Consider the following 17,709-nt stretch of genomic DNA (forward strand, 5'->3'; position numbering starts at 1 on the left):
GATTCGGATACGAAAATCGTGAGGACGGAAGACTCGACGTGAATCTGGACAAGAAGCCCAACGCGGTGAAGGAAGCGTGGGACGGGCTTCGAAAGCCCGTCTTCATCCCCGCCTCCATCGTCATCTTCGTGATGATCGCCTTCGCCGTGATCTATTCCAGCACTGCTGCCGACGCGTTCTCGACGCTGAATTCGGCGATCACCGACGGCGTCGGCTGGTGGTACATACTCGCGACGACAGGATTCGTCGTCTTCGCCGTGTACTGCGGTGTCAGCCGCGTCGGAAACATCCGACTCGGACGCGACGACGAGAAGCCCGAGTTCGGGGTGCTGTCCTGGTTCGCGATGCTGTTCAGCGCGGGCATGGGCATCGGCCTCGTCTTCTACGGTGTCGCCGAGCCCCTGTCGCACTACGTCGTTCCACCGGAGGCCGGTGGAGTGGCCGGGTCGACGGACGCCGCAGCGAATCAGGCCATGGAACTGACACTGTTCCACTGGGGCCTGCACGCGTGGGCGATCTACGTGGTCGTCGGCCTCGGCCTGGCGTACATGACCTACCGCAAGGGCCGGCCGTTGTCGGTGCGTTGGCTGCTCGAGCCGTTGCTGGGGCGTAAGCGGATCGAAGGCGGTATCGGCCATGCCATCGATGCGGTCGCGATCATCGGAACACTGTTCGGCGTCGCGACGTCCCTCGGCTTCGGCGTTCAGCAGATCTCGGCCGGCCTCGAGTACCTGGGCTGGGTCGACACCAGCAACTGGGTCACCGTCCTGCTCATCGCAGGCATCACCGGCATCGCCACGTACTCGGTGGTCTCCGGCGTCAAGCGTGGCCTGAAGTGGCTGTCCAACATCAACATGGCACTCGCCGCCGGGTTGGCCGTCTTCGTGCTGATCGCAGGCCCGACGCTGTTTCTCATGCAGTCCTGGGTGCAGAACCTCGGCGGGTACATCCAGGCCATGCCGGAGCTGATGCTGCGCACCTCCCCCTTCTCCGACGACGGCTGGGCCGGCGCGTGGACCATCTTCTACTGGGGTTGGTGGATGAGCTGGGCGCCCTTCGTCGGCATGTTCATCGCGCGCATCTCGCGTGGACGCACCATCCGTGAGTTCGTCTTCGGTGTTCTGCTGGCCCCGACGATCATCGGTTCGCTGTGGTTCACCATCTTCGGCGACGCAGGCATTCTTCGGCAGCGCGAGCAGGGCGATCTCCTCGTCGACGGCGCGGTGAACACCAACACCTCGCTCTTCCAGCTGCTCGACGGCTTGCCTCTGGCCACGATCAGCAGCTTGCTCGCGATCTTCGTCATCGTGTTCTTCTTCGTCACGTCCTCGGACTCGGGATCGCTCGTCATCGACATCCTGTCTACCGGAGGCGATCTGGAACCGCCGAAGATCACGCGCGTCTACTGGTCGATCCTCGAAGGCACCGCGGCGACGATTCTGCTTCTCGTCGGCGGCGCCGGGTCACTGACGGCACTGCAGACGATGTCCATCGCGACGGCCGTTCCGTTCTCGATAATCCTCGTGCTGGCGTGCGTGTCCATGTTGAAGGCGTTCCGATACGACGTCGCGACGACCCCGCGGTACGTCCGGGTCACCGCGACACCCACTGCAGACGGCGACAGCTCCGGTACGAACGCGGACACACAGAAACGTCGTCGGGGAGCCGGTATCTCGTCGACGTTCTCGGGCCTCGGACCGTCGCAGATCGGTGTGGCCACGCCCACCGACGGCGCAGTCGTCCTCGCCGTGCACGAAGTGTCGACAGAATCGCTCGAGGTCGATCCCGATACCGGCGCAGTGGAGTACTCGGCGGACAGCGGTCCCGTCGACCCGCTCGGAGGCGAAGTGTTCGACACTCCCGAATTCGCCGATTCCCACGAGGGACAGACGCAGTCGAATTCCTGAGCGAGAAGTAGAAAAAGGGGCCCGGTTCGACCGGGCCCCTTTTTCGTGTCTTCCGGCGGCGACAGGTTGTCGTGGACCCGGACAGTGAGCGCGCCGACTATTTCCCAGACGGCGGGTGGAAGGCCATACTGGTCGTCGACATCGGACACCCCGGTGAAAACCCATGGTTCGATCGCCTGTCGCGATCGGATCCCGCCGACACACTCGATTGGGCCTGACCACCATGTTCGCTGCAACCGTTGTCGTTTCGATCTTTCTTGCCGTGTCACTGACCTTCTCCGCAGTCGGCAAGTTGACCAAGAATCCGTCCGTCATCCCCATCATGGAGAAGGTCGGCGTTCCGGCGGACAAGATTCCTGTCCTCGCTTACCTCGAAATCGCCGGCGGCGTCGGCCTGATCGTCGGACTCTTCTGGTGGCCCATCGGGGCGGCCGCAGCCGTCGGCGTCATCCTGTACTTCGTCGGGGCCGTGATCTCGCACCTTCGGGTCAAGGACACCGCAGGCATCGGACCGTCGGCCTTCCTGACGGTCGTCGCTGTCGCAGCACTGGTCCTGCGTTTACTGACCGTCTGACCATTCGTACTGCATCTGCCGAGCGGTGCTCGTTGCGACGTCCGGACTCACCAGTCGCGAGACCAGGTGCAGCGCCAGGTCCAGTCCTGCACTGATGCCCGCGGACGTCGCGATGTCGCCGTGATCGAGATACCGGACATCCTCGCGGACATCGAGACTCGGCCACCGCCGCCGGAGGTCGTCGACGTCTTCCCAGTGCGTCGTCACCGGACGTGCATCCAGCACCCCGGCGTCGGCCAGCAGAAACGCACCGGTGCACACCGACGCGGTCACTTCCGTTGTGCCGAACTGCGTGTGGATCCACGCCGCAGCGGCCGCAGGTACCTCGTCGACGACACCACCGGGCACGAGCACCACGTCGTAACGCCTGGTGTCGTCGATCGTGGTGTCCACCGCGATGCGCATGCCACCGCGGGCATGCACCGGACCGTCGTCGACTCCGACGAGCACCACGTCGAACGCGCGCACTCCCCCGTCGCGCGTGGTGATTCGGTTCGCCACCGAGAATACTTCGAACGGCCCGCATGCGTCGAGCACCTCGACGTCGTCGAACATCAGAATGGCGAGAGATCGCGTCATCGCACGATCATCGCAGGACCTGCTGCCCAGTGCTCAGCTACCGGACGCAGCGATGGCGGGGACGACGATCGCCACCGCCAGCGCGGCGTTCACATCCTGCACTGCCTTCCGGACGGCCTCGCCCGCCCAGTCGCCCTCGGCGATGTCCTTCGCTCGACGTTTCGCCGCTCGCTTGTCGGCGGCAGGCAACACCTTGTGGACCGCGTCGATCGCGGACAACATCGACACGACAGCCGATATCTCCGGCAACGGCGTCGTACCGTCGACGATCGCGCTGTGAATCCACTGGATCAGCCATGCTGTGCGTGTGGTGTCACGGGCAGGCCAGGACGTCGTCGGGAACAGGCCGAGGATTCTGTCCTCGTGCTGTGTGACCGCACCTCGATGCGCCAGGCGGAGACCGATCTCCTGTTTCAGGTTCTTGTGGAGCTTCTCGATGACTTTCTGCGGTTTCGGCGGGTTGTTCTCGGTTCCGATGAACGCGTGGACCCGCGCGAGAAGCGGATCCTGCGGGGGCGGCCCCGACACCACGAGCCTGCCGTCCTTGACCGCTTCACCCTTCGCGGTGATGCGTACGGCGCCGTTCATGGCCAGCTCGAGCACCAACGCACCCGCCAGCACACGCGGGAATTTCGTACTGTCGACGATCGGCTTACCCGTCACGTCGTCGACCAGAACCAGAAACAGATCCTCCGCGATCAGAGTCATGTGCCGAGCGTACCCACCACGTACGGATACGACAGCTCGATCATCTTCTCCAACACCGCCGAGTCGACGTCGGCGAGCTTGTTGACGTACAGACATCCGGCCCCGGGCTTGTGTTTGCCCAGTTCGTTCAGCAGTGCCTGGGATTCGGGAGCGTACGTCAACCCGTACAGCACGAGAGAGGTCCTACGGGGCGAGAAGCCGACCGCGAGTGCGTCGCCTTCCCGGCCACTGTCGTATCGGTAGTGGTACCGGCCGTAACCCACCATCGACGGACCCCACATGACGGCAGGTTCCCCGGTGACACGTGTGAACAGCCGGTGCAACGCCAACCCGTCGGCGCGGCGCACCGGATGCTCGACGCTCTCGAGCCACGCGACCACGTCCGTCGCCGTCGGCCCGGTCTTGCTCTCGCTCATGTCAGTTGAGGTAGTTCTGCCACCCCGACGGCACGCGGTCCGCGGGCCCCGGCGTCGACTGATCGAGCGGATGATGCTGCGGCGGAGCAAGTTCCGGCCCGTCGTACATCTGCTCGTCGGCGTAGCTGTAGTACCAGCTCTCCCCCGGTTCGAAGCTTCTGATGAACTGATGGCCGGTGCTTTCGGCGTGCTTGCTCGCATGCTGCGACGGAGACGAATCGCAACACCCGACGTGCCCGCACTGCGCGCACCGACGAAGGTGGAACCACCAACCGTCGCTGGTCGAACATTCGAGACACCCCGGTCCCGACGGCTCGGCGGTGACATCGATTCCAGGAATCGGCTCGGTCATGACTCCCCCTCTGTCGCTTCGGTTGTGGGCTCTGCTTCGGTTGTCGGCTCGATGGGAAGCCTGACGACGAAACGCGTGTTTCCCGGCTCGGATTCGACACGTAGGTCGCCGTGATGCTTCTTGACGACGATGCGCCACGAGATGTCGAGGCCGAGGCCGGTTCCCTCACCGACCGGTTTGGTGGTGAAGAAGGGCTCGAAGATTCGTGAACGGATGTTCTCCGGCACTCCGGGCCCGGTGTCGCCGATCTCGACCAATACGTGGTCGTGATCGAGTCTCGTTGCCACGGTCAGTGTTCCGGCCCCGTTCATCGCCTGCACGGCGTTGTCGACGAGGTTGGTCCACACCTGATTCAGTTCCGCCGCGTAGGCGGGAATCGGAGGCACTGCCGGGTCGTAGTCCTTGACCACCGAAATGTCGTCGCCGATCTTCCGTGCGAGCATCACCAGAGTGCTGTCGAGCAGTTCACGTAAGTCGATCGTCTGGTACGGCGCTCGATCCATCTGCGAATACTGTTTGGCCGCACCGACGAGCGTCGACACCCGGGTCGTCGAATCGGCGATCTCGTTCATCAGCAATTCGGTCTCGACGGTGTAGTTGAGCCAGCGGATCGCACCTTCGAGCGTCTTGGACTCGTCGACGGTGGCCGCGACCTTGTCCAGCCACGCGATGTCGAGGCCTGCCTGCACGAACGTCGGAGCCAGATCCCACCCACCCGCGATGCCGTGATCGTCGAACCAGTCCCCCAGTTCGTCCTCCGCATCCGACGCCTCGAGCGGCGACAGCTTGGGAGCCTTCGCGACCAGCTCGACGGCTTCCTCCTGCAATCCGACGAGGGAAGTCAGCGACGCCGGGTCGAGCGAACCGTTCGCGATCATCTTCAGCTTCTGGCGCATGTGGGCGACCCGATCGCGCAGCGCATCCGTCGCCCGTACCGCTGCCGCGGCCGGATTGTTCAGCTCGTGCGTCAGGCCGGCGGACAACGACCCGAGCGCCAGCAGTCGCTCACGCTGGTCGACGATCTGCTTGGTGTTGAGCGCACCGACGAACAAGCCCTCGAGCAGATGCAGCGCCATCGGAAACCATTCCTCGACGATCTCCGCGAAACACGCCGCGTCGAGCACGAAGAACCGCGATGTCTCGGTCACACGCATCGAACTCGGGTACGTCTGCGGCACCCGATCACGCAGATACGCCTGCCACGCACCGGCGTACACCCCGCGCTGAGACGTCCGGCTGATCACCATCTCCTCGCCGCTGGAGTTCTTCGTCAGCACCAACGAACCGTCCATCAGCACGTAGAAGCACGTGGCAGGTTCACCCTCGCTGAACACGGGCCCTGGCTCGATGATCTCGATGTGCCCCTCGTGGCACAGCTTCTCCACCTGCTCGTCCGACAACTTCTCGAACAGGAACAGCGTCTTCAGCTCCTCCGGACTACACCGCAGCGATCCGGGGTCGCTCTGCACGCTCACGGGTTCGCCAGGTATCTGTGCACCAGCATCACGGCCATCGCTCCCTCTCCCACAGCCGACGCGACGCGTTTCGCCGAGTCGGATCGCACGTCACCGGCCGCGAACACGCCGGGGACACTGGTCTCGAGATGGTGCGGCAACCTGTCGCGATCCCATCCCGTCGGTCCCTTGCCGTCGACCACCAGATCGGGTCCCGTGACGACGAAGCCGTGCTCGTCGCGCACCACGACACCGTCGAGCCACTCCGTCCGAGGTGCCGCACCGATGAACAGGAACAGGTACTGCCCGGGAACCGTCTCGTCGGTGTCCGTCACACGGTTGTGCAGGGTGATGGACTCCAGGTGATCGTCGCCGCCGACGCCCACGACCTCGGTGCACGTCCGTACCGTGATTCGCGGATGATCCTCGATCTGCTTGATCAGGTAGTACGACATCGATGCTTCGAGCGACTGCCCACGGATCAGAATTGTCACCGACTTCGCTCCGCGGGCCAGGTACACCGCTGCCTGACCGGCCGAGTTGGCGCCGCCGACGATGTAGACGTCCTGCTCCGCGCAGCGCGCGGCCTCCGTCATCGCCGATCCGTAGAACACTCCGCGGCCGGTGAACTTCTCGATGCCGGGCGTCGCCAACTGCCGGTACGCCACCCCCGTCGACAGGATCACGGTCTGAGCGTCGATGCTCCGACCGTCCGCGAACCGAATCGTCCGGGCCGAACCGTTGGCCTCGAGCCCGACGACGTCCTGCGTCGTCACCACCTCGGCGCCGAACTTCAACGCTTGCCGACGCGCACGCTCGGCCAACTGAGCACCGGACACGCCGTCGGGAAATCCCAGGTAGTTCTCGATACGGGAACTCTGTCCTGCCTGCCCACCCGTCGCGGTGCGCTCGATGAGCGTCGTGCGCAGTCCTTCCGACGCGCCGTACAGCGCCGCACCCAGACCTGCCGGTCCACCACCGATGACGACCAGGTCGTAGAACTCACCGGACGGTGTCGTCGTGAGGCCGAGATGATTGCCGAGTTCCGAGTCGGACGGCGCACACAGTGCTGTGCCGTCCGCAGTCACGATCACCGGGCACACGGTGTCGTCGACACCGGCCGACGTCAGCAGCCGCACCCCTTCGGGGTCGTCGGCCATGTACCAGCGATACGGCAGCTGATTGCGAGCCAGGAATTCCCGAACCTCCGACGACCTCGCGGACCAGCGGTGGCCGATCACCTTGGTTTCCTCCACCGGCCGGTGATCGCTGGACGCCCACGCCTCGAGCTGAGCGTCGAGCACCGGGTAGAGCTTCTCCTCCGGCGGATCCCACGGCTTGAGGAGGTAATAATCGAGGTCGATGACGTTGATGGCATCGATGGCCGCGTCGGTGTCGGCGTACGCGGTCAGCAGGACCCGGCGAGCCGCCGGATACAGGTCCATCGCCTGCTCGAGAAATTCCATGCCGTTCATCTGCGGCATCCGGTAATCGGCCAGCAGGATCGCGACCGGCTGGCCGCGCAGTTTCAGTTCTTTCAACGCATCGAGCGCCTGAGCACCGGACTCGGCCCTGATGATGCGGTAGTTCTCGCCGTAGTGGCGACGAAGATCGCGTGCGACGGATCTGGATACACCCGGATCGTCGTCGACGCTGAGAATTGCAGGCTTCATGACCCTCCCGGTCGGGCAGCTACTTGAAGACAAGTATGCCGCGCCGGACGTCACCGCGCCTTGGTGCCAGCAGGGGTGCCGGCAGGGGGTGTCAGACCTGCCCGCGCCGGATGAGGTCGATTTCCTGGGCGGTCAACAAGCGCTCGAGCTTTTCGCTCGGCCACTTCCTTGGACTTCCGCTCATCCGCGCCGATTCGAGCAGCGGCACGCCCGAGCCTGGACGACGCAAGATCGAATGAAGGTTCACGATCGATCACTCCGAACAAAATTCGTTTTGGCCTGATTCCTCGTTCGTTGCATCGCCCAGTCTTCGCCTCTCGTTACCGTTCGCGGGTGAGGCGCGCTGAAGAAGTTTCGACGCATGTGCGTTTCGTCGGGTTCGCAGCCGGGTAAAGAGATGGATTACCAATCGACAAGTCGGGGGCACGAAATGAGCGCAACAGGCGCCGCGGAAACGGTCCAGAACAACACGTGGTTCGAACGAGCAGCCCGGGCCGGTCACTTCGTCAGCGGGCTGCTGCACATCCTCATCGGCTACATCGCCGTTCGACTCGCCTTCGGGCAGGGCGGCAACGCCGACCAGTCCGGTGCGCTCGCCGAACTGGGCAGCAAACCCGGAGGTGCCATCGCACTGTGGGTCGCCGTCGTCGCGTTCGTCGCACTCGCACTGTGGCGAGTCATGGAAGCCGTCGTCGGCAAGAAGTCGGATCAGGACGAAGGCAGCGCGATGGACCGGCTCAAAGCCGCCGCCCTCGCCGTCGTCTACCTGGCGTTCGCCTGGTCCACCTTCGGCTTCGCCAAGGGCTCCGGACAATCGAGCGGTCAACAGAACGCAGGCATGACCGCGCGATTGATGGAGAACGGATTCGGCAAGATCGTGCTGATCGTCGTCGGACTCGTCGTGATCGGTGTCGGCGGCTACCACGTCTACAAGGGCGTATCGAAGAACTTCCTCGACGACCTGGAAGGCAACCAGAGCAAAGGCGTCGAGTATCTCGGCATCGCCGGGTACGCCGCCAAGGGTGCCGCATTGATCGGCGCCGGGGCACTGGTCGTCGTCGCGGTGTTCACCTCCGACCCCAGTAAGGCCACCGGCATCGACGGTGCCGTCAAGACGCTCGGTGAACAACCGTTCGGCCAGATACTCCTGGTCCTCGCCGGCGTCGGCATCGCGCTCTACGGCCTGTACGCCTTCGTCCTCGCTCGTCACGCACGCATGTGAGGGCCTCTACCCGTAGAGGGAGGTGAGTTCGGATCCGATTCGCGCGAGCTCGGCTCGCACCGAATCGGATTCGACGACTTCGAGCTCGGCACCCCAGCCCGCCAGGTGCTGGGCGATCATCACCGGCGCAGGCGCGGAGACCGTCGCCCTCAGCCGTCCGTCGACGACGTTCTGCACCACACAATGCTTGCCGAACTGCGCCTGCAGCACCGACAGCAACCTCTCCGGGATCTCGACGACCGCCGACGTCGCGCGCTGCCGGTCTTCCACGGTCTCGACGACGGACGCCCACGCGTCGGCGAGATCGAAATCCGCCGGACGCGAGAACACCGTGTCGGTGGGCGCGACCTCGGACATCCGGTCGAGGCGGAACGTCCGCAGGCCGTGAGCCGTCGATGCGATCAGATACCAGTGCCCGTTCTTGTCCACCAGCCCGAGTGGACCGACCTCGCGGTGCCCGGGCCCAGTGTGACCGAACGTCTTGTAACCGAACGTCACGTTCACTCGCCGAACCACCGCGCGCTGCAGCAGTCCGACATGCTCCGAGCCTGCGGACAACTCCTGCCCCCACCTGGCCGGATCGATCGTCGTCGCATCGGCCGCGGCTTGCGCGTCGACCCTGAAGGGTTCGGGTAACGCCTTCACCAGCTTGCGCACCGCGGCCTTGGCGTCCGGCGACAATGCGGCGCCCGGACCGACCAACGTGAACAACGCCTGCGCTTCCGTGGAACTCAGTCCGGTCAGGTCCGTTCGTGCGCCACCGATCAGTTGCCATCCGCCGTTCCGACCCGGTTGCGGATAGACCGGGATACCGGCGGACGACAGCGATTCCAGGTCCCGGCGTGCTGTCGAGGCCGACACCTCCAGTTCTTCGGCGACCTCGGCTGCGGTGATCCGCCCACGGGTCTGCATCAGGAGAAGTGTCGCCACGAGCCGGTCTGCGCGCATGCAGGAAAGTATCCCTCCGAAAGTGCTCAGAAGATGAGCACTTTTACGTGCATAGTCGACTCCACAACCACGAGAGAGGGAGAACGCAATGCTCAGAGGACTCAGCAACATCAGCTTCTACGCAGACGACGTCGACGCGGCAGGCCACTGGTACACCGACATCCTCGGAATCGCTCCGTACTTTCGCCGCGACAACCCGGACGGAACACCGGGCTACGTCGAGTTCCGAGTCGGCGACTTCCAGCACGAACTGGGCATCGTCGACCGCAAATACGCGATCCCGGGAACCTCGAAGTCCGAATCCATCACCTTCTGGCACGTCGACGACCTCGCCGGATCGCTCGAGAAGCTCCTCGCCGCAGGCGCAACACTGCACGACGAGATCCGAGCCCGCGGCGAAGGCTTCGACACCGCATCCGTGGTCGACCCTTTCGGCAACGTCCTCGGCATCATGACCAACCCTCACTACCTGGAGATGCTCGGGCGGGCGTGACGTTCCCCGTGCTCGGTTACCGTCGGGGATCCCCGCCGGAACGGGCGGAAGTGCCACGCCACACCTACCCTGTCGACTACGTTTACCTGTAACTATCGGTTGCATCTACGGAGGAACACGTGAGCAAGACCCTCGAAGCCAGCATCGACGTCGACGCCAGTCCCGAGCAGGTGTGGAAGGTCGTCTCGGATCTGAAGCGCATGGGTGAGTGGAGTCCTCAGTGCAAGAAGATGAAGGTCTTCGGTGGCGATGTCCGCAAGGGCACGACGACGCTCAACATCAATCGGAAGGGCCTGCTGGTCTGGCCGACCACGGCGAAGGTCGTCGAATTCCAGCCGAACAAGGCCATCGCGTTCCGCATCGCGGAGAACAAGACGATCTGGTCCTACACACTCACCCCGTCGGCAACGGGAACCACCGTGGTGGAGAAGCGTGAGGCCCCGACGGGCACGAGCGCCGTGTCCGGCTTCCTCGTCAAGAACGTTCTCGGCGGCATCGAGCAGTTCGACGTCGAACTCGTCGACGGAATGAACAAGACCCTGCAGCGCATCAAGTCGGAAAGCGAGCGCGCTCGGTAAAATGTTTGACGAGTGAAGTTTCTGGGCAGCCCCAGTTGTCAAACGGCAACGAACAAAAAGGGGCATGACATGACACCCGCACTCGGTTTCATCGGTTGGATCGTCATCGGCGGCTTGGCCGGATGGATCGGTAGCAAGATCATGAAGACGGACGCATCGATGGGCATCATCTTGAACATCGTCGTCGGCATCATCGGAGGATTCCTCGGCGGCTGGTTGCTCAGCGTCTTCGGAGTCGATGTCAAGGGCGGCGGCCTGATCTTCAGCTTCCTCACCTGCCTGCTGGGCGCAGTGATTCTGCTGTTCATCGTCAAGGCTGTGACGGGTCGCTCGAGGACCTGACGGTCACTGCTCGTTCCCGGCTGCCGGGGCTTCTCACGTACTGTGTGAAGCCCCGGCAGTGTCCGTTTCAGGCACTGCCCCCAGAGATGTTCTAAGGAGCGAAGTGGCCCGCCGTCCAGCCCCGATCGGTCAACCACCCAGCAGCGGCATAGCGCATGTCGCCGAGCTGGTGAAAAACACCGTTCCGCCGCTGCATCCAGCAGGCCTTCCCTTCGTCGCCGGGCCGCTCGCGGTCGCTGCACTCGGCCGCAGGCACAAGTGGATCCGCCGGGCCGGACTCACCGCGGCCGGCGCGTGCGCCACGTTCTTCCGCCACCCCAGCCGCGTTCCGCCGAACCGTCAGGGCGTCGTCGTCGCACCTGCGGACGGGCTGATCACACTCGTCGACACCGCGGTGCCGCCCGCCGAGCTCGATCTCGGAACCGAGGCCGTTCCCCGCGTCAGCATCTTCCTCTCGGTCCTGGACGTGCACGTGCAACGCGTGCCCGTCGCCGGCGAGGTCGTCGAGGTCGTGCACCGCAAGGGCCAGTTCAAATCCGCGGACCTCGCCGAGGCGAGCGAGGTCAACGAACGCAACAGCATGCACATCCGCACCCCGTCGGGACACGATCTCGGAGTCGTGCAGATCGCCGGGTTGATCGCTCGACGCATCGTCAACAACGCGAAGGTCGGCGACGCCTTGACCATCGGTGACACCTACGGCCTCATCCGGTTCGGCTCCCGGGTGGACACGTACTTCCCTTCCGGTTCGACTCTGCTGGTCGAACCGGGCCAGCGGGCAGTCGGAGCCGAGACGGTGCTCGGCGAGCTTCCCCGATAGCCGGCGATGATCACCAGACGCGCCCGCCCGCCCGCAGCCGTCCGATTGCTGCCGTCCGTCGTCACCATTCTGGCGTTGTGCGCCGGCTTGTCCGCGGTGAAGTTCGCCCTGGACGGTCAGCTGGGAACCTCGCTGGCGATGATCGGCGCGGCCGCGATTCTCGATGCACTCGACGGCAGAATCGCCCGGTTGCTCGACGCCACCAGCCGCATCGGCGCCGAACTCGACTCACTCGCCGACGCCATCTCCTTCGGCGTGGCACCGGCTCTCGTGCTGTACGTGACGCTGTTGGAAGGTTCGAGCAGTGGATGGATCATCGCGTTGGTGTACGCGGTGGCGATGGTGCTGCGTCTGGCACGGTTCAACACTCTTCTCGACGAGGACGACTCACCCGGTTACGCCAGTGAGTTCTTCACCGGCGTCCCGGCGCCCGCCGGTGCGCTGATCGTGCTCACCCCGATCGCGGCGTTCCAGGAATGGGGTGACGGCTGGTGGTCGTCGTTCTACGTCGTCGTCGGCTGGACCGTGTTCACCGCGGGCCTCGCAGTCAGCCGCATCCCGACTCTCGCCCTCAAAACAGTCTCGGTTCCGCCGCGAATGGCAGCCGCGCTTCTGATTCTGGTGGCGCTGGCCGCTGCCGCGTTGATCACGTATCCGCTGGTTCTGCTGATGGTTCTCGTCGCGATGTACCTGGCGCACATTCCGTTCGCCGTTCGGTCGCAGCGCTGGGTCGCCGCCCGCCCCTACACCTGGGACGCCAAGCCGGCGGAGCGTCGAGCGGAGCGCCGGGCCATCCGCCGGGCGCCGGGCAACAACCGTAGGTCCGCAGCCAGGCTCGGCCTTCGTCGCCCGAAGAGCCCCCGATGAGCGAGACGTCACGGTGACCGCACCGGAGTTGGTGCTGACCGCGCGGCTCAACACGTCGGCTGCGGATGCGCGCCGAGGAGTCGTCCGGCTGCACCCGGAGGTGTTGGCGGCCCTCGGCATTCGCGAGTGGGACGCTGTTGCACTGATCGGCGCGCGCCGGACCTCGGCTGTGGTGGGCACAGCACCCGACGGCACCCCGCAGGGCACAGCACTGCTCGACGACGTCACGCTGTCCAACGCGGGCATCAAGGAGGACGGCTCCATCGCCGTCGCTCCCGTCACCGTGTACGGGGCCAGGACGGTGACGCTGTCCGGTTCGACGCTGGCCGTCGGATCCATTCCCGACGCGACGCTGCGCAAGGCCCTTCTCGGGAAGGTTCTGACTGCGGGCGACACCGTCTCGCTGCTGCCACGGGATCTCGGTCCCGGTACCAGCACGAGCGCCGCGACCCAGGCATTGTCACGTTCGTTCGGGGTTGCGTGGACCAGCGAGCTGTTGACGGTCTCGGCCACCGATCCGAGCGGAGGTCCGGTCAGCGTGCAACCCAACTCGGCCGTCAGCTGGGGCACCGGAGCGCGAACACCCGTGTCGGACAGGAACGAACAGCCACCCGCCGCAGCCGAGCCCGCGCCGGTCGAGGTCAAGGAGCTGGTCGGGGTGGCCGCTCAGCAGTCGAAGTTGACCGAGTGGCTTCGGTTGGCCCTCGACGAATCGGAACTGCTGGCCACGTTGGGTGCGTCGCCGCATCTAGGAGTCCTGATCACCGGTCCGGCGGGAGTCGGAAAGTCGACGCTCGCACGTGCGGTTCTCGCCGGCCGGCCGGTCGTCGAACTGGACGGTCCGTCGATCGGGGCACTGGAAGCCTCCGCGCGCGTCGACGCCGTGGCGTCCGCGTTCGAGCGGTTGCGCGCCGGCGGGGTTCTGCTCGTCACCGACATCGACGCGTTGCTGCCGGCGACTGCGGAACCGGTGTCCACTCTGGTGCTCGAGAAACTGAAACGGGGTGTCGACACGCCCGGAATTGCCTTGGTGGCCACCACCGCTCACCCCGAGGCGACCGACGCACGTCTGAGGTCGCAGGACCTGTGCGATCGAGAACTGACGCTCTCGCTTCCCGACGGCGCAGGCCGAACCGCACTACTGGAACATCTACTGCGCGCCTCCCCCACCGAGGGTCTGATCCTGGGTGACATCGCTCTGCGCACACCGGGATTCGTCGTCGCAGATCTGGCGGCGCTGGTGCGCGAGGCAGCTCTGCGTGCAGCATCGCGAGCCAGCGCCGACAAGGCGGATCCGAAGATCCTGCAGAGCGATCTGCTCGGCGCCCTCGACGTCATCCGCCCACTGTCTCGTTCGGGTTCCGAAGAACTGGCGATCGGCAGCATCACGCTGGACGACGTCGGCGACATGGTGGAAACCAAGCAAGCCCTCACCGAAGCCGTACTGTGGCCCCTTCGGCATCCGGACTCGTTCTCGCGGCTGGGAATCGAACCTCCCCGCGGGGTTCTCCTCTACGGGCCTCCGGGATGCGGAAAGACGTTCCTGGTTCGCGCTCTCGCCAGTTCCGGCCAGCTGAGCGTGCACGCCGTCAAGGGTGCCGAGCTGATGGACAAGTGGGTCGGATCCTCGGAGAAGGCGGTGCGAGAGCTGTTTCAGCGCGCCCGCGACTCGGCGCCGTCGTTGATTTTTCTCGACGAGGTAGACGCGCTCGCACCCCGACGCGGACAATCGTCGGACTCCGGCGTCGGAGATCGCGTCGTCGCGGCACTGCTCACCGAACTCGACGGCGTCGAACCTCTGCGTGACGTCGTCGTACTCGGCGCAACCAACCGACCGGATCTGATCGACCCGGCGCTGCTGCGACCGGGCCGACTGGAGCGTCTCGTGTTCGTGCCGCCCCCGGATGCCGACGCGCGCAAGGACATTCTGCGTGCCACCGGCAAAGCAGTCCCCCTCGCCGACGACGTCGATCTCGATGCCCTCGCCGAGGATCTGGACGGATACTCGGCGGCGGACTGCGCGGCACTCCTGCGCGAGGCCGCTCTGACGGCCATGCGCCGGTCGATGGATGCGGCCGACGTCACCGCAGCAGACGTGGCGACCGCACGCGCGACGGTGCGCCCCTCGCTCGATCCCGAGCAAGTGGCGCACCTCGAGGCCTACGGCTCGCGCACTTCGCCGTGAGTGCCTAGTTCCAGCGCGCGAGGATCTTGCTTGCCTCTCCGGCCAGCGCACCCTGGAAGAGCGGTCCGAAGCTGATCCGGCCGACTCCGAGCGAGGCGAAGTGCTTCAGATCGCCGTCCGCGGGGTTGGCGATGGCATTGATGGGCAGCGGAAGCTCCTCGGCCAGACGCTTGTAGTCCGCGTCGTTGTGGAAGCCGACAGGGTAGAGCGAGTCGGCGCCGGCGTCGGCGGCGAGCTTCAACCGGGCGATCGCGCGGTCGACGCGGTCGTTCTCGTCACCGATCTGCTTGACGAACAGGTCGGTTCGGGCGTTGAGGACGACGTGAACGTCGGTGGCGTCCGATGCTGCACGCAGCGCGCCAACGAAGTCGGCGTGCTCCTGAGCTTCACGCAGACGTCCACCTTCGCTGTGCACCGTGTCCTCCACGTTGAGGCCGACGGCGCCCGCGGAGACGAGGCCCTCGATGAGGCGCTTGGGGTCCTCGCCGTATCCGGACTCGATGTCGACGGACAGCGGGACGTCGACGGCGGAGGTGATCTGGGAGATGCGTGTGAGCAGCTCGTCGAAGGTGATGCCCTCGTTGTCGGGCTTACCGATGGAGTCGGACACCGGGTGGCTTCCGACGGTGAGTGCCGTGAATCCAGCCGAGACCGCGAGGTTGGCCGACCATGCGTCCCACACCGTCGGCAGCACGACGGGGTTTCCGGGCTGGTGGAGTTCGAGGAGGGTTGTTGCCTTCTGGGACAAGCTCGTCATGGAGACTCCTAATGCGTCGAGGCGGGAGAACGTGCGTTCTCCTACCGACAACGTACCCGCATCAGTCGATCAAATCGAGCGCTTGCATCCGGTCGAACACCATGAGCGACCCCGGAGCGACATCCGGCATCGACGCGTACTCGTCGCGAGTGAAGAAGCGAATTTCCGCGATCTCGCTGGTCGGCGTCGGTTCCGACGCCAATCCCGCGATGAAGCAATGGATCTCGAGCTCGGTTCCCGCGGGATGCCCCCACGCCTCGCACTCGAACACATCCAGCAGCCGAGCGTCGACCACCGCCGCGTCGAGCTCCTCGCGAATCTCACGGTGCAGCGCCTCGAGAGGCGTCTCGCCCGGATCGATCTTGCCTCCCGCCATGTAGAACGCCGACTTCCCCACCGAACGAGCCTGAATCATTCGTCGACCCCGGACGAACGCCAGCCCAGCAGTCCTGATCACTGGTTCCGCGGGATCAGCGGCTTGTCCGCCCGCACCTTCAACTGCTGCACCGCCCAGGTGTTGCCGTCGGGATCGGCGAACCCGAAGAAGGTGCCCCCGTCCCTGTCGTCGAACACGGTGATCTCACCGGCCTCGACACCGCGGGACAGCAACTCCTCACGGGCGGCGTGCGCGTCGGACACGACGAGTTGCAGCCCCTTCAACGAACCCGGTTCCATCTCACGCTGCGACGCCAGCGACCCGACGACGATCGAGCATCCCGACCCTCGCGGCGTCAGCTGCGCAATGTGCATGTGCTCGTTGCGGGTGTCGTGGTCGAGATCGAACCCGACCTTGTCCCGGTAGAACTCGATCGACCGATCGAGGTCCGACACGGGTACGACGACCACTTCCAAAGTCCAGTCCACGACGGTCAGCTCCTTCCGAGGATCGCGTCGAGACGCTCGTACCCCTCGGAGACGCCTCTCTCCATTCCGCTCTGTGCCATTCCGTCGCGCGATTCGACGGACGGATAGGCCGACGCGATCTCGAGCCGAGTCCGACCGTCACCGAGGTCGACGAAGGTCAACGCCTCCAGGCTGACGACGTCGGGGAAATCCTCGTACTCGAACGTCTGGATGGCGAACTCGTTCTCCCGCACCACATGGAAGACGCCGCGGAATGCGAATGTCGCTCCTTCGGGGTTGGTGTGCACGTATCGGTAACTGCCGCCGGTCACGAACTCGTAGCGCTCGATCGCCATGTCGTATCCGTTGGGCCCGAGCCACTGCTCGATCAGCTCGGGTTCCTTGTGCGCCCGGAACACCGCCTCGACGGGAGCGTCGAATTCCCGGGTGATGGTGATGAACGGCAGGCCGTCGGGGACGGTGATGGCAACTGGATTCGTCATGACTTCTCCTTCTCGAAGTGTTCTTTCGACTCGCCTCTTGTTTGGATTCGTTCCGCAGGCTCCACTCACTCCTGTTTGGATTCGCTCCGCAGGCCCCACTCACTCTGCGAGCAGCTTGTCGAGCTTGCGGAACTGCTGTTCGTGGATGATGCGGTACTTGTCGATCCACACGGTGAGCTGTTCGAGCCGGTCGGGATTCAGGTGGACCGGCCGACGCTGTGCGTCTCGGGTCCTCGTCACCAGGCCCGCATTCTCGAGGACCTGGATGTGCCTGGACACCGCTTGCTTGCTGATCTCGAACGGCTCGGCGAGATCGTTGACCGTCTGCGGGCCGCGGCTCAAGCGGGCGACGAGTGCTCGACGGACCGGGTCGGCGAGGGCCGTGAAGGCTTCGTCGAGTCGATCGTCGTCGGCGGCTCGAGCGCCCATTGTCAACCACTTCCTTTATCAACTGAACTGTTGATTACAGTACGACGCGAACGCCTCCG

21 protein-coding genes are annotated in these 17,709 nt (G+C 65.0%); 9 read left to right on the forward strand and 12 right to left on the reverse strand.

Going from position 1 to position 17,709, the window contains the following annotated elements; genetic code table 11:
* Window positions 1-38 precede the first annotated feature (38 nt).
* Both BH95_RS14680 and BH95_RS14685 read left to right on the forward strand, forming a co-directional pair.
* Entirely contained in the window at window positions 39-1,907 is a 1,869-nt protein-coding gene (locus BH95_RS14680) for a BCCT family transporter (RefSeq protein WP_019666613.1), read from the forward strand.
* Window positions 1,908-2,070: 163 nt separating this feature from the next.
* Entirely contained in the window at window positions 2,071-2,481 is a 411-nt protein-coding gene (locus tag BH95_RS14685; RefSeq protein WP_230595777.1) for a DoxX family protein, read from the forward strand.
* On the opposite strand, the gene BH95_RS14690 is transcribed toward BH95_RS14685, so the two are convergent.
* From BH95_RS14690 to BH95_RS14715, 6 genes are read right to left on the reverse strand one after another with little or no spacing between them, the layout of a single operon-like run.
* The gene (locus BH95_RS14690; RefSeq protein ID WP_037182862.1) at window positions 2,467-3,060 is read right to left on the reverse strand and encodes a DJ-1/PfpI family protein; all 594 of its coding nucleotides are present in this window, start codon (window positions 3,058-3,060) and stop codon (window positions 2,467-2,469) included. The genes BH95_RS14685 and BH95_RS14690 overlap by 15 nt on opposite strands.
* Before the next feature lie 33 nt (window positions 3,061-3,093).
* Window positions 3,094-3,768 carry a GOLPH3/VPS74 family protein gene (locus BH95_RS14695; protein WP_019666615.1) on the reverse strand — a complete coding sequence of 225 codons (675 nt, stop codon included), beginning with the start codon at window positions 3,766-3,768 and terminating at the stop codon, window positions 3,094-3,096.
* Complete coding sequence (locus BH95_RS14700; protein WP_019666616.1) at window positions 3,765-4,184, reverse strand: DUF1801 domain-containing protein; 420 nt, start codon at window positions 4,182-4,184, stop codon at window positions 3,765-3,767. Before BH95_RS14700 ends, BH95_RS14695 begins: the two co-directional genes overlap by 4 nt.
* A gap of 1 nt (window position 4,185) precedes the next feature.
* On the reverse strand, window positions 4,186-4,536 hold the full coding sequence (locus tag BH95_RS14705) for a UBP-type zinc finger domain-containing protein (RefSeq protein ID WP_019666617.1): 351 nt from the start codon (window positions 4,534-4,536) through the stop codon (window positions 4,186-4,188).
* Window positions 4,533-6,011 (reverse strand): ATP-binding protein, encoded by a 1,479-nt coding sequence (locus BH95_RS14710; RefSeq protein ID WP_037182864.1) that lies wholly within the window; start codon window positions 6,009-6,011, stop codon window positions 4,533-4,535. Before BH95_RS14710 ends, BH95_RS14705 begins: the two co-directional genes overlap by 4 nt.
* Entirely contained in the window at window positions 6,008-7,663 is a 1,656-nt protein-coding gene (locus tag BH95_RS14715) for an FAD-dependent oxidoreductase (protein WP_033188686.1), read from the reverse strand. The genes BH95_RS14710 and BH95_RS14715 overlap by 4 nt, the downstream gene beginning before the upstream one ends.
* Before the next feature lie 430 nt (window positions 7,664-8,093).
* Here BH95_RS14715 and BH95_RS14720 point away from each other — a divergent pair, with 430 nt between their 5' ends.
* Entirely contained in the window at window positions 8,094-8,885 is a 792-nt protein-coding gene (locus tag BH95_RS14720; RefSeq protein WP_019666621.1) for a DUF1206 domain-containing protein, read from the forward strand.
* Window positions 8,886-8,891: 6 nt separating this feature from the next.
* On the opposite strand, the gene BH95_RS14725 is transcribed toward BH95_RS14720, so the two are convergent.
* A complete protein-coding gene (locus tag BH95_RS14725) occupies window positions 8,892-9,833 on the reverse strand; it encodes a helix-turn-helix transcriptional regulator (RefSeq protein WP_019666622.1) in 942 nt (313 codons plus the stop codon).
* A gap of 88 nt (window positions 9,834-9,921) precedes the next feature.
* Here BH95_RS14725 and BH95_RS14730 point away from each other — a divergent pair, with 88 nt between their 5' ends.
* From BH95_RS14730 to BH95_RS14755, 6 genes are all read left to right on the forward strand, one after another.
* Window positions 9,922-10,326: a VOC family protein gene (locus BH95_RS14730; protein ID WP_037182867.1), complete on the forward strand. Its 405-nt coding sequence runs from the start codon at window positions 9,922-9,924 to the stop codon at window positions 10,324-10,326.
* Between the two features lie 119 nt (window positions 10,327-10,445).
* A complete protein-coding gene (locus BH95_RS14735; protein ID WP_020112583.1) occupies window positions 10,446-10,904 on the forward strand; it encodes an SRPBCC family protein in 459 nt (152 codons plus the stop codon).
* A 69-nt stretch (window positions 10,905-10,973) separates the two neighbouring features.
* Window positions 10,974-11,246, forward strand: a complete 273-nt coding sequence (locus tag BH95_RS14740) for a GlsB/YeaQ/YmgE family stress response membrane protein (RefSeq protein WP_019666625.1) — start codon at window positions 10,974-10,976, stop codon at window positions 11,244-11,246.
* Between the two features lie 103 nt (window positions 11,247-11,349).
* Window positions 11,350-12,066, forward strand: a complete 717-nt coding sequence (locus BH95_RS14745) for a phosphatidylserine decarboxylase (protein ID WP_026348061.1) — start codon at window positions 11,350-11,352, stop codon at window positions 12,064-12,066.
* A gap of 6 nt (window positions 12,067-12,072) precedes the next feature.
* Complete coding sequence (gene pssA / locus BH95_RS14750; protein WP_019666627.1) at window positions 12,073-12,933, forward strand: CDP-diacylglycerol--serine O-phosphatidyltransferase; 861 nt, start codon at window positions 12,073-12,075, stop codon at window positions 12,931-12,933.
* 13 nt (window positions 12,934-12,946) lie between these two features.
* On the forward strand, window positions 12,947-15,118 hold the full coding sequence (locus BH95_RS14755; RefSeq protein WP_019666628.1) for an AAA family ATPase: 2,172 nt from the start codon (window positions 12,947-12,949) through the stop codon (window positions 15,116-15,118).
* A gap of 4 nt (window positions 15,119-15,122) precedes the next feature.
* Here BH95_RS14755 and BH95_RS14760 read toward each other — a convergent pair whose 3' ends face one another.
* The 5 genes from BH95_RS14760 to BH95_RS14780 all read right to left on the reverse strand — a co-directional run bounded on the left by BH95_RS14760 (window position 15,123) and on the right by BH95_RS14780 (window position 17,650).
* Window positions 15,123-15,875 (reverse strand): isocitrate lyase/PEP mutase family protein, encoded by a 753-nt coding sequence (locus BH95_RS14760; RefSeq protein WP_019666629.1) that lies wholly within the window; start codon window positions 15,873-15,875, stop codon window positions 15,123-15,125.
* Window positions 15,876-15,936: 61 nt separating this feature from the next.
* Entirely contained in the window at window positions 15,937-16,290 is a 354-nt protein-coding gene (locus BH95_RS14765) for an NUDIX hydrolase (RefSeq protein ID WP_033188689.1), read from the reverse strand.
* A 38-nt stretch (window positions 16,291-16,328) separates the two neighbouring features.
* Complete coding sequence (locus BH95_RS14770) at window positions 16,329-16,739, reverse strand: VOC family protein (protein ID WP_037143589.1); 411 nt, start codon at window positions 16,737-16,739, stop codon at window positions 16,329-16,331.
* 5 nt (window positions 16,740-16,744) lie between these two features.
* Complete coding sequence (locus tag BH95_RS14775; RefSeq protein WP_020112586.1) at window positions 16,745-17,221, reverse strand: SRPBCC family protein; 477 nt, start codon at window positions 17,219-17,221, stop codon at window positions 16,745-16,747.
* Window positions 17,222-17,320: 99 nt separating this feature from the next.
* Window positions 17,321-17,650 (reverse strand): ArsR/SmtB family transcription factor, encoded by a 330-nt coding sequence (locus BH95_RS14780; RefSeq protein WP_037182870.1) that lies wholly within the window; start codon window positions 17,648-17,650, stop codon window positions 17,321-17,323.
* Between the last annotated feature and the right edge of the window lie 59 nt (window positions 17,651-17,709).

This window comes from Rhodococcoides fascians A44A (assembly GCF_000760735.1).
Lineage (GTDB): Bacteria > Actinomycetota > Actinomycetes > Mycobacteriales > Mycobacteriaceae > Rhodococcoides > Rhodococcoides fascians_E.

Coding starts and splice junctions, on each gene's coding strand:
- BH95_RS14685 (WP_230595777.1), top strand. CDS start 2,071: ATGGTTCGATCGCCTGTCGCGATCGGATCCCGCCGACACACTCGATTG.
- BH95_RS14690 (WP_037182862.1), bottom strand. CDS start 3,060: ATGACGCGATCTCTCGCCATTCTGATGTTCGACGACGTCGAGGTGCTC.
- BH95_RS14695 (WP_019666615.1), bottom strand. CDS start 3,768: ATGACTCTGATCGCGGAGGATCTGTTTCTGGTTCTGGTCGACGACGTG.
- BH95_RS14700 (WP_019666616.1), bottom strand. CDS start 4,184: ATGAGCGAGAGCAAGACCGGGCCGACGGCGACGGACGTGGTCGCGTGG.
- BH95_RS14705 (WP_019666617.1), bottom strand. CDS start 4,536: ATGACCGAGCCGATTCCTGGAATCGATGTCACCGCCGAGCCGTCGGGA.
- BH95_RS14715 (WP_033188686.1), bottom strand. CDS start 7,663: ATGAAGCCTGCAATTCTCAGCGTCGACGACGATCCGGGTGTATCCAGA.
- BH95_RS14720 (WP_019666621.1), top strand. CDS start 8,094: ATGAGCGCAACAGGCGCCGCGGAAACGGTCCAGAACAACACGTGGTTC.
- BH95_RS14725 (WP_019666622.1), bottom strand. CDS start 9,833: ATGCGCGCAGACCGGCTCGTGGCGACACTTCTCCTGATGCAGACCCGT.
- BH95_RS14730 (WP_037182867.1), top strand. CDS start 9,922: ATGCTCAGAGGACTCAGCAACATCAGCTTCTACGCAGACGACGTCGAC.
- BH95_RS14740 (WP_019666625.1), top strand. CDS start 10,974: ATGACACCCGCACTCGGTTTCATCGGTTGGATCGTCATCGGCGGCTTG.
- pssA (WP_019666627.1), top strand. CDS start 12,073: ATGATCACCAGACGCGCCCGCCCGCCCGCAGCCGTCCGATTGCTGCCG.
- BH95_RS14760 (WP_019666629.1), bottom strand. CDS start 15,875: ATGACGAGCTTGTCCCAGAAGGCAACAACCCTCCTCGAACTCCACCAG.
- BH95_RS14765 (WP_033188689.1), bottom strand. CDS start 16,290: ATGATTCAGGCTCGTTCGGTGGGGAAGTCGGCGTTCTACATGGCGGGA.
- BH95_RS14775 (WP_020112586.1), bottom strand. CDS start 17,221: ATGACGAATCCAGTTGCCATCACCGTCCCCGACGGCCTGCCGTTCATC.
- BH95_RS14780 (WP_037182870.1), bottom strand. CDS start 17,650: ATGGGCGCTCGAGCCGCCGACGACGATCGACTCGACGAAGCCTTCACG.